At 71.7% G+C, this 8771-nt stretch carries 10 protein-coding genes; 6 read left to right on the top strand and 4 right to left on the bottom strand.

Annotated elements, in window-relative coordinates; genetic code table 11:
* Nucleotides 1-51: 51 nt before the first annotated feature.
* The 4 genes from ACH4SE_RS22985 to ACH4SE_RS22970 form a co-directional block, all read right to left on the bottom strand.
* Entirely contained in the window at nucleotides 52-663 is a 612-nt protein-coding gene (locus tag ACH4SE_RS22985; RefSeq protein WP_398545304.1) for a LuxR C-terminal-related transcriptional regulator, read from the bottom strand.
* A 300-nt stretch (nucleotides 664-963) separates the two neighbouring features.
* Complete coding sequence (locus ACH4SE_RS22980) at nucleotides 964-1176, bottom strand: ferredoxin (protein ID WP_398545303.1); 213 nt, start codon at nucleotides 1174-1176, stop codon at nucleotides 964-966.
* A complete protein-coding gene (locus ACH4SE_RS22975; protein ID WP_398545302.1) occupies nucleotides 1176-2285 on the bottom strand; it encodes a cytochrome P450 in 1110 nt (369 codons plus the stop codon). The genes ACH4SE_RS22980 and ACH4SE_RS22975 overlap by 1 nt, the downstream gene beginning before the upstream one ends.
* A gap of 296 nt (nucleotides 2286-2581) precedes the next feature.
* Nucleotides 2582-3517: an oxidoreductase gene (locus tag ACH4SE_RS22970; protein ID WP_398545301.1), complete on the bottom strand. Its 936-nt coding sequence runs from the start codon at nucleotides 3515-3517 to the stop codon at nucleotides 2582-2584.
* Nucleotides 3518-3599: 82 nt separating this feature from the next.
* Here ACH4SE_RS22970 and ACH4SE_RS22965 point away from each other — a divergent pair, with 82 nt between their 5' ends.
* The 6 genes from ACH4SE_RS22965 (at nucleotide 3600) to ACH4SE_RS22940 (ending at nucleotide 8760) form a co-directional block, all read left to right on the top strand.
* The gene (locus ACH4SE_RS22965) at nucleotides 3600-4220 is read left to right on the top strand and encodes a TetR family transcriptional regulator (RefSeq protein WP_398545300.1); all 621 of its coding nucleotides are present in this window, start codon (nucleotides 3600-3602) and stop codon (nucleotides 4218-4220) included.
* 132 nt (nucleotides 4221-4352) lie between these two features.
* A complete protein-coding gene (gene panB / locus ACH4SE_RS22960; protein WP_398545299.1) occupies nucleotides 4353-5225 on the top strand; it encodes a 3-methyl-2-oxobutanoate hydroxymethyltransferase in 873 nt (290 codons plus the stop codon).
* 259 nt (nucleotides 5226-5484) lie between these two features.
* Entirely contained in the window at nucleotides 5485-6036 is a 552-nt protein-coding gene (locus ACH4SE_RS22955; protein ID WP_398545298.1) for a sigma-70 family RNA polymerase sigma factor, read from the top strand.
* On the top strand, nucleotides 6033-6713 hold the full coding sequence (locus ACH4SE_RS22950; RefSeq protein ID WP_398545297.1) for an anti-sigma factor family protein: 681 nt from the start codon (nucleotides 6033-6035) through the stop codon (nucleotides 6711-6713). Before ACH4SE_RS22955 ends, ACH4SE_RS22950 begins: the two co-directional genes overlap by 4 nt.
* 143 nt (nucleotides 6714-6856) lie before the next feature.
* Entirely contained in the window at nucleotides 6857-7927 is a 1071-nt protein-coding gene (locus ACH4SE_RS22945; RefSeq protein ID WP_398545296.1) for an ATP-binding cassette domain-containing protein, read from the top strand.
* Nucleotides 7924-8760 carry an ABC transporter permease gene (locus ACH4SE_RS22940; protein WP_398545295.1) on the top strand — a complete coding sequence of 279 codons (837 nt, stop codon included), beginning with the start codon at nucleotides 7924-7926 and terminating at the stop codon, nucleotides 8758-8760. The genes ACH4SE_RS22945 and ACH4SE_RS22940 overlap by 4 nt, the downstream gene beginning before the upstream one ends.
* Nucleotides 8761-8771 lie beyond the last annotated feature (11 nt).

Raw genomic sequence — 8771 nt, 5'->3', positions numbered from 1 at the left:
TGGGCCGGCGCCGTCGGTGCCGCCCGGGGCGGGGCGGTCGGGCGTCCGCGCTCACATGGTTCTGGCGGACGCGATGAGCTGGGCCCGGGAGGCCATGTGCGCCTTGGCGAGCACGTTGGACACGTGGAACTTGACGGTCTTCTCGCTCAGTCCGAGCCGGCGGGCGATCTCCTTGTTCGCCATGCCACGCCGTACGAGCTCCAGCACTTCGGACTCGCGCGAGGTCAGGGGCGCGTGGGTGGGGACGACGGACAGGCGCCGCGGCAGCGAGGCGCGTACGTACCCGAGCAGTGGGCCGCTGAGGCCGGGTGAGACGTATCCGGAGCCGTCGGCCGTTCTGCGGACCGCGGTGACCAGTTCTTCCTCGGGGTCGTCGGAGTGGACGAGGGCCTTGATCTCGGCCCGGGTGCAGGCGACCCAGCCGAGGGCCGCGTCGGCGTCGGTCACGACGACCACCAGGTCGGCGTCGACACCGACCATCGCGTCCGTGTCGGCGTACGACGCGGAGGGCGGGTCGACCAGCACCACGACGTCGGGGCGGCAGAGGTCGACGACCGGGACCAGCTCGTCGAGACCGGGCGCCTCCCCGACCACGCACAGCGCGGGGTCCCGGCCTAATGCCTCGCGCATACCGAGACGCCCGTACGGATGCTGGTCGCACACGACAATTCGTATTCTCGGGTCATTATTCATCATCATCGCTCCCCTGCCGGGCGTGAAATGCACGCAGTGAGGACGCGCAGCGACACACCGTTTCCGGACCCGGACACACACGGGTTCTGCCCGTGCACCAGAGAGGCGGGCACGCCGAAGAAGCACCGGAGGGCGACGACGATCCGTCCGGTGCTCGCGACAGAGTTCACCACGGTCCCGGAACCTGGTCCGGCGGGCCGGTGAAATTCATCGGAACCCCGCCGGACGGCCCACGGGCAACGGCGCACTCACCCCCGCGTCATGACGTCGTCAATTCGTCGGAGCAGCCTGCGGACTGACACTTATCGCGCCCACCGGACACATGTGCGCGGCTCTTTCCACCTGCGCCCGGAGACTTTCGGGCGCTTCTTCCACCAGCAGTTCCACGAGTCCTTCGGTGTCGTCCTGGTCGAACGCCTCCGGGGCGTTCGCGACGCAGTTGCCGGACCCGCAGCAGAGTTCCCTGTCGACCGTGATCCGCATTACCACGTCACCGGAAGCTCGCCGATCCCGAACGTCACGGCCATGTGGCGTTTGGGGACGTCCGCGAGGGTGGTGAGGGAGCGCAGGCCGGGGAAGCGGCGGGCCAGTTCCACCAGCGCGATGCGCAGCTCGGCGCGGGCCAGCGGCTGCCCGACGCACTGGTGCAGGCCGAAGCCGAACGCCATGTGGCGGTGCGCCTCCTGCCGCGCGGGGTCGAAGACCTCGGGGTCGGGGAAGGTCAGGGCGTCCCGGTTGGCCAGGGACAGCATGGCGACGACGCCCTCGCCGGCCCGGATGAGGTGGCCGTCGATCTCCACGTCCTCCATGGCGAGCCGGGGCAGTCCGGTCCGGACGACCGTGAGGTACCGCAGGAGTTCCTCGACCACGTTGGGGGCGAGGGCGGGGTCCTTGCGCAGGGCGTCCAGGGTCTCCGGGTGCTCCAGGAGCGCCAGGGCGGACAGCCCGATCATGTTGGCGGTGGTCTCGTGGCCGGCGACGAGCAGCAGCTGCGCCATGCTCAGCAGCTCGTCCTCGCGCAGCTCGCCGGGAACGACGCGGTCGGCGACGAGCCTGCTCAGCAGGTCGTCACCGGGCGAGGTGCGCTTGTGCCTGATCAGCTCGCCGAGGAGCTGGCTCAGGGCGCCGAGCGCGGCCTGGACCTCGGCGGGACCGGAGTTGCGGTCCATGATCGCGCGGCTGTGCTCCTGGAAGAACTCGTGGTCCGAGTAGGGCACACCCAGCAGGTGGCTGATCGTCATGGACGGCACGGGGAGGGCGAAATCGCTCATCAGGTCCGCGGGCGGCCCACCGGCGCGCATGCGCTCCAGGGTGTCGACGACGGTCTCCTCGATCAGCGGCTCGATCCGCCGGATGTTCTTGATCATGAACTCGGCGGTGAGCATGCGCCGCAGGCGGCTGTGCGCCTCGCCGTCCATGAAGATGAAGAGCCCGGTGGCGTCCTCCTGCTGGGGCGGCAGCGGATTCAGCACCGGAAATCCCGGGCGGTACTGGTCGGAGCTGAATCCCGGGTGCCGCAGCAGTTGCTTGACCTGAGCGTGCCGGGTCGCCAGCCAGGCCCATCCCCCGAACGGGAGCCGGACCTTGCCCATCGGCCCGTCTAACCGCGCCAGATCGTCATCGCGGACCGGAATGAATGGATTGCTTTCCGGGCCTATGAATGGGAAAGCGGGGAGATTTACGACATCAACGTCCGGAACCTTATTTGTCACAGTGGACCCCCGAACAACTTGCCGTCAATAAGGGGTCATCATCGTAACAGCCCCCGCACCAAAGGACCGCCAAAGAGTGATCTGACTCACACCCGGCCCGCAGGCAACGGAATACATTGTTCCGGCGTTTGGGCGGCTTATATGGCGCGAACGCCCGAAAATTCTCGACCGGTGCGTCAGGCCGCGGCGGGGAGGGCGAAACTCACGCCCGTCATCTGCTCGGACAGCTGCCACAGCCGCCCGGCGGCCTCCGGGTCGGTGGCACGCGGGGCCAGCTCCACCCGCTTGGGCGCGCCGCGCAACTCGCCCATGCCGTCGGGCCCGTAGAGCTCGCCGCCGCGGGCCTGCGGGTCGGTGGCCGCGTAGAGCTGCGGCAGCGCTCCCTGGTCTGGCGCCTGCGCGAGCGGCAGCAGCAGCCGGCCGAAGACGAACTTCACCCGGCCCACGGGGGCGCTCGTCTGGAGGCCGGTGGAGGTGTAGCCGGGGTGCGCGAGCACGCTGCGGACCCGGCTGCCCGCCGCGCTCAGCCTCCGGTGCAGCTCCCAGCCGAACAGCGCGTTGGCGAGCTTGGACTGGTTGTAGTACCCCATCGGCGAGTACTTCCGCTCACCCGTCAGATCGTCGAAGAAGATCCGCGCCTGGCGGTGGTTGGCGGACGTCACGGTGACCACGCGGGGGTCGTCGCTGCCGGCCATGAGGTCGAGCAGCAGCGCGGTGAGCGCGAAGTGCCCGAGGTGGTTGGCGGCGAACTGCACCTCCTGACCCCCCGCGGTGAGCGTGCGGGGCGGTGCCATGAGGCCCGCGTTGTTGACGAGGACGTCGGGGTGCACCCCGTCGGACTTCAGCCCGTCGGCGAAAGCGTGCACCGACGCCATGTCCGACAGGTCGAGCGGGCGCACCTCCAGGCGGGCCCGGGCCTGCTCGGACGTCAGCTGCGCGACGGCCCGGCGGCCCTTCTCCTCGTCACGGACGGCGAGGACCACCCGCGCGCCCCTGCGGGCGAGCGCCCTGGTGGTCGCCAGGCCGAGGCCGCTGTTGGCCCCCGTGACGACGAACACCCGTCCGTCCTGGTCCGGCATCTGGTCGGCTCGCCAACGGCTCTCACGCGTCATGCGCCTCATCGTGCCCTCCGTGGCATTGAGTGTCAAGCATGACATCTAGAGGCGGAACTGACGCGGCACCTACGATGGGTGGATGACTTCCCGACCCGCTGGCACCCTGGCCGAGCGCAAGCGCGCGCTCGTCGCGGACGCGCTGACCCAGGCCGCGCTGAACCTGCTCGTGCGCCAGGGGTTCGACGCGGTGACGGTGGACGAGATCACCGCGGCGGCGGGCGTGTCCAAGCGGACCTTCTTCCGCTACTTCTCCTCGAAGGAGGACGTGGTCGTCCGGTTCCTGGCGGAGATGGGCGCCGGCATGCGGGACGAGCTGGCCGCCCGGCCGCCGCAGGAACCGCCGTCCGTCGCCCTGCGGCGCGCGGTGCAGTCCTCCGTCGACGCCTGCGCGGGGCACGCGGACCGGGCGCTCAGCGTGGTGCGGCTGATCCTGCGCACGCCGCCGCTGCTCGCCCGCTTCCTGGAGCGCCAGGCGCAGTGGCGCGGCGAGCTCGCGGCGGAACTGGCCCGCCGGCTGGACATGGACCCGGTGGCGGAGCTGTATCCGGAGCTGGCCGCCGGGATGGCGCTCACGGCCTTCCACACCATCCTCCAGCGGTGGAGCGACGACGGCACCGCCGACCCCGCGGAGCTGACCGGCCGCGCCTTCGCCGTCCTCGCCCCCGCGCTGGACTCCGTCGTGGACCGGGCCGGGGCCTGAGCGGCGCCCGTCCGGGCGGGAGGAGCCCGGGCGGGGAGCCCCCTTTGCCGCGGGCGCGCCGCGTGTCAGCATGGGAGGTGGTCCGGGGACACCGTCAGGGTGCCTCGAGATGACGTGAAGGAGCCGTCGGGAATGACGTCACTTTCTGCTGCCCGGGAACAGGGCAAGGGGCTCGACAATCCCAAGGCGCTGTACGGCGGGAGCCGCAACCGCCGGGTCAGCGTGCGCGACCTGGCGCTCGCCAAGGAGCGCGGGGAGCGGTGGCCGATGCTCACCGCCTACGACGCGATGACCGCGTCCGTCTTCGACGAGGCCGGGATCCCGGTGCTGCTGGTCGGGGACTCGATGGGGAACTGCCACCTCGGCTACGAGAGCACCGTGCCGGTCACGCTGGACGAGATGGCGGTGCTGGCCGCGGCCGTCGTGCGCGGTACGAGCCGTGCGCTGGTCGTCGCGGACCTGACGTTCGGGTCCTACCAGGAGGGCCCGGTGCAGGCGCTGCGGAGCGCGACGCGGCTGGTCAAGGAGGCCGGGGTCGGGGCGGTCAAGCTGGAGGGCGGGGAGCGCTCGCTCGCGGCCACCCGGACGATCGTCGAGGCGGGCATCCCCGTCATGGCGCACCTGGGGCTGACCCCGCAGTCGGTCAACACGCTCGGGCACCGGGTGCAGGGCCGCGGCGAGGAGGCGGCGCAGCAGCTCGTCCGGGACGCGAAGGCCGCGCAGGACGCCGGCGCCTTCGCCGTCGTACTGGAGCTGGTGCCCGCCGAGCTCGCCGCGGAGGTCACCCGCTCGCTGCACATCCCGGTCGTCGGGATCGGCGCCGGGGCGGACACGGACGCGCAGGTGCTGGTGTGGACGGACATGGCCGGCCTCACCGGCGGCAAGGTGCCGCGCTTCACCAAGCAGTACCTGGACCTGCGGCAGTCCCTGGGCGACGCGGCCAGGGCCTACGCCGAGGAGGTCGTCGGCGGGGTCTTCCCGGCCGAGGAGCACACCTTCCACTGATTCCACTGATTCCGCTGGTCCGCTGACTCCGCGGGATCGCCCGGGACGTCCGAAAAGGCCCTCCGCGCGAAATCCGCACGGGCTCTTTTGAGACATTCCGGCCCCGCGCCCGTATGTGCCGGTGAGCGCTCCACCAGGGGCGCCCACCGGCACCGACGGGACGGACGGGACCTGCTCGATGAACCTCACTCCGCGCCGCGGTGCACTCACCGTGGGAGGCGACCTCGACCGCGCGGGCCGGGTAGGGCAGGATGCGCCCGTGGAAGGACCACCCCACGGGCCCCCGGAACCGGCCGGCGCCACTCCGGAGGAGGAGCTGATACGGGCCCTGTACCGCGAGCACGCCGGGGCGCTGTACGCGTACGTCCTGCGGCTCGTGGCCGGTGACCGCTTCCTGGCCGAGGACATCGTGCAGGAGACCCTGCTGCGGGCCTGGAAGAGCGCCTCGAAGCTGGACCCCGCGGCCCGCTCGCTGCGGCCGTGGCTGGTGACCGTCGCCCGCCGGCTGGTCATCGACGGGCACCGGAGCCGTCAGGCGCGCCCGCCGGAGATCTCCCCCGCCGCCCTGGAGCAGCTGCCCGCGAGCGACGAGCTGGAACGCTCGCTGCGCCTGATGACCATTTCCGACGCCTTGCAGGACCTGTCCGAGGCACATCGCGAAGCGCTCGTCGAAACGTACTTCCGGGGCCGTACCGTCAATGAGGCCGCCACGGAGCTGGGGCTGCCCCCGGGCACCGTACGCTCGCGGGTGTTCTACGCGCTGCGCGCGCTGCGCAACGCGCTCGAGGAGAGGGGGGTGACGACCTCGTGAACCCGCACCTGGACGTGGGTGCCTACCTGCTCGGCGCCCTCGACGACGACGAGATGGCCCGCTTCGAGGAGCACCTGGCGGAGTGCGAGCTGTGCGGTGCCGAGCTGGACCAGCTCGGCGGGGTCGTGCCGGTGCTCGCCGAGCTGCGCGCGGACGGGGTCGGCCTCTCCGGGCCGCCGAGCGGCGACGGGCTGCTGGACCGGCTGCTCGCGCAGGTCGCGGGGGCGCGCAGGTCGCGCCGGCGGCGGCTGGCGGTCGCGGTCGCCGCCGCGGCGGCGCTGGTCGTGGGCGGCCCGGTGATCGCCGTGGTGGCCGTGCAGCACCGTGGCGACTCGTCCGCGGCGGCGGAGGCCCCCGGCGCCCAGCAGCACACCGGCACGGACCCGGCGACGGGCGTCTCGGCGGTCGTCGCCGTGACGGACAAGGGCTGGGGCAGCATGATCGACCTGCGGCTGACGGGCATCCGCGGTCCGCTGACGTGCCGGCTGCTGGTCTACGCGATGGACGGCGACCAGCAGACCGTGGCCACCTGGTCCGTCCCCGTGGACGGCTACGGCACCGACACGCAGCCCGCCCCGCTCACCGTGCACGGCGCCGCCGGGCTGCACCCGGGCGACATCACCCACTTCGAGATCCGCAACGAGCGCGGCGACCTGCTCGTCAGCGTCCCCGCCTGACACCGCCGCGGCGACCGTTCCCGCAGGTCAGCGGCGTACCGACGGCCTGCCGGCCTGCCGTGTCGGCAGGCCGTCGGTACGCCGGCGCCGCGTGTCGGCGCCGTGTCGGTGCCGTGTCGGGGGCGCCCGGCACAGTGGTGGACATGACGACGCGACCGAGCAGGAGCAACGAGTCCGCCGTCGAGGTGCGGGGGCTGGTCAAACACTTCGGCCAGACCAAGGCACTCGACGGCGTTGACCTTGACGTGAAGCAGGGCACCGTCCTCGGGGTCCTCGGGCCGAACGGGGCGGGCAAGACCACGCTGGTGCGGGTGCTGTCCACGCTGCTGCGGCAGGACGCCGGCACGGCCAGGGTGGCCGGCTACGACGTGCTGCGGCAGCCCCGGCAGCTGCGCCGGGTCATCGGCCTCACGGGGCAGTACGCCTCGGTGGACGAGAAGCTGTCCGGCCGGGAGAACCTCTACATGATCGGGCGGCTGCTCGACCTGTCGAGCCGGCAGGCCAAGGCGCGGGCCGACGAGCTGCTGGAGCGGTTCTCGCTGACCGAGGCCGCCAGGCGCCCCGCGATGCACTACTCCGGCGGCATGCGCCGCCGCCTGGACCTGGCGGCGAGCATGACGGGCCGCCCCGCGGTGCTCTACCTGGACGAGCCGACGACCGGTCTCGACCCGCGCACCCGCAACGAGGTCTGGGAAGAGGTCCAGCGCATGGTCGCCGAGGGCGCGACGGTGCTGCTGACCACGCAGTACATGGAGGAGGCCGAGCAGCTCGCGAACGAGCTGACGGTCATCGACCGCGGCCGGGTGATCGCCAGCGGCCGGGTGGCGGAGCTGAAGGCGAAGGTCGGCGGCCGCACGCTGGTGATCCGCCCGTCCGACCCGGCGCAGCTGCACGCGGTGGCCGGAGCCGTCCGCGACGCGGGCCTGGCCGGGCTCGGCGAGGTGCAGACCTCGGCGGCCAAGGGCGAGGTGTCGGTGCCGATCCTCACCGACGAGCAGCTCACGGCCGTGGTCGGCCTGCTGGCCGCACGCGGCTTCGGCCTCGCGCACATCGGCACGCACCTGCCCAGCCTGGACGAGGTCTTCCTCGCCGTCACCGGCAAGAAGGCCGACGACGGCACGCACGACACGCACGACCACTCCGCGGCGCCCACCGGCACCGCGGCCGCCGCCACCGCGGCGGACCACGGGGAGAAGAAGAAGGTGACGGTATGACCACGGCCACGGCCACCCTCGACCGGCCGGCCACGACCGCCGCGGTCCCCCACGAGGGGCGGATAGGCCTGCGGGCCAACCTGCGGCACATCGGGGCGCTCTCGCGCCGCAACCTGCTCCAGATCAAGCAGGACCCGGAGTCGATGTTCGACGCCGTCCTGATGCCGGTCATCTTCACGCTGCTGTTCGTGTACGTCTTCGGCGGCGCGGTCTCCGGCAAGGGGCACCAGCACGAGTACGTCGACTACGTGGTGCCCGGCCTGATGGCGATGATGGGCATGAACATCGCGCAGGCCGTCGGCACCGGTATCAACGACGACTTCAAGAAGGGGGTCATGGACCGCTTCCGCACGATGCCGATCGCGCGGTCCTCGGTCCTGATCGCCAAGATCGTCGTCGAGCTCGGCCGCATGATGATCGCGACGCTCATCCTCCTCGGCATGGGCTTCGCGCTGGGGATGAGCATCGGCACGGACGTGCTGCACCTGCTCGCCGCGATCGCGCTGTCCGCGGTGTTCGGGGCGTCGCTGATGTGGATCTTCATCCTGCTGGGCCTGACCATGAAGACGCCGCAGGCCGTTCAGGGGGTCGCCATGCTCGTGCTGATGCCGCTCCAGTTCGGCAGTTCGATCTTCGCCAAGCCGACCACGATGCCCGGCTGGCTGGAGGGCTTCACCGAGGTCAACCCGCTGTCCACGCTCGCCGACGCCTCCCGCAACCTGATCAACGGCGGGGCCGTCGCCCACTCGGTGTGGATCACGCTCGCCTGGACCGCGGGCATCACCCTGGTGACCGCGCCGCTCGCGGTGGCCCGCTTCCGCAAGAAGACCTGACGGCACGCCGG

The organism is Streptomyces sp. NPDC020983, assembly GCF_044333485.1.
In the GTDB taxonomy this organism is placed as follows: domain Bacteria; phylum Actinomycetota; class Actinomycetes; order Streptomycetales; family Streptomycetaceae; genus Actinacidiphila.
Note: the sequence above shows the minus strand (reverse complement) of the source record. Positions and strands in the feature narration are given on the sequence as shown.